General features: G+C 65.8%; 1 protein-coding gene. It reads left to right on the top strand.

Annotation, left to right across the window (positions count from 1 at the left end):
• Positions 1 to 801: aldehyde dehydrogenase family protein (locus tag FLO80_RS23615; RefSeq protein ID WP_149187121.1), on the top strand; the 801-nt coding region annotated here is incomplete at both ends.

The following is an 801-nucleotide window of genomic DNA, read 5'->3' as shown; positions in this document are numbered from 1 at the left end:
TCCGGCGAGACCTTCGATTGCCTGAGCCCGGTGGATGGCCGCTTCCTGGCCAAGGTCGCCAGTTGCGACCTGGCCGATGCCGAGCAGGCGGTCAAGGTCGCCCGCAATGCMTTCGATTCCGGCGCCTGGTCGCGCCTGGCGCCGGCCAAGCGCAAGCAGACGATGATCCGCTTCGCCGATCTGCTGCTGGAGAACGCCGAGGAGCTGGCCCTGCTGGAAACCCTGGACATGGGCAAGCCGATCAGCGACTCGCTGCACATCGACGTCGCCAGCGCCGCCAACAGCCTGCGCTGGAGCGCCGAGGCGATCGACAAGATCTATGACGAAGTCGCCGCCACTCCCCATGCCGAGCTGGGCCTGGTGACCCGCGAGCCGGTCGGCGTGGTCGCCGCCATCGTGCCGTGGAACTTCCCGCTGCTGATGTCCTGCTGGAAACTCGGTCCGGCCCTGGCCACCGGCAACTCGGTGATCCTCAAGCCCTCCGAGAAGTCGCCGCTGACCGCCATCCGCATCGCCCAGTTGGCCGTCGAGGCCCCGCTTCCGAAAGGCGTGTTCAACGTGCTGCCGGGCTATGGCCACACGGTAGGCAAGGCGCTGGCACTGCACATGGATGTCGACACCCTGGTGTTCACCGGTTCGACCAAGATCGCCAAGCAACTGATGGTCTATGCCGGCGAGAACGTGCTGCCGGGCTATGGCCACACGGTAGGCAAGGCGCTGGCACTGCACATGGATGTCGACACCCTGGTGTTCACCGGTTCGACCAAGATCGCCAAGCAACTGATGGTCTATGCCGGCGAG

It is taken from the genome of Aquicoccus porphyridii (assembly GCF_008369105.1).
GTDB classification, from domain to species: domain Bacteria; phylum Pseudomonadota; class Alphaproteobacteria; order Rhodobacterales; family Rhodobacteraceae; genus Aquicoccus; species Aquicoccus porphyridii.
The sequence above is the reverse complement of the archived record's forward strand: the minus strand, read 5'-3'. Positions and strand labels throughout refer to the sequence as shown.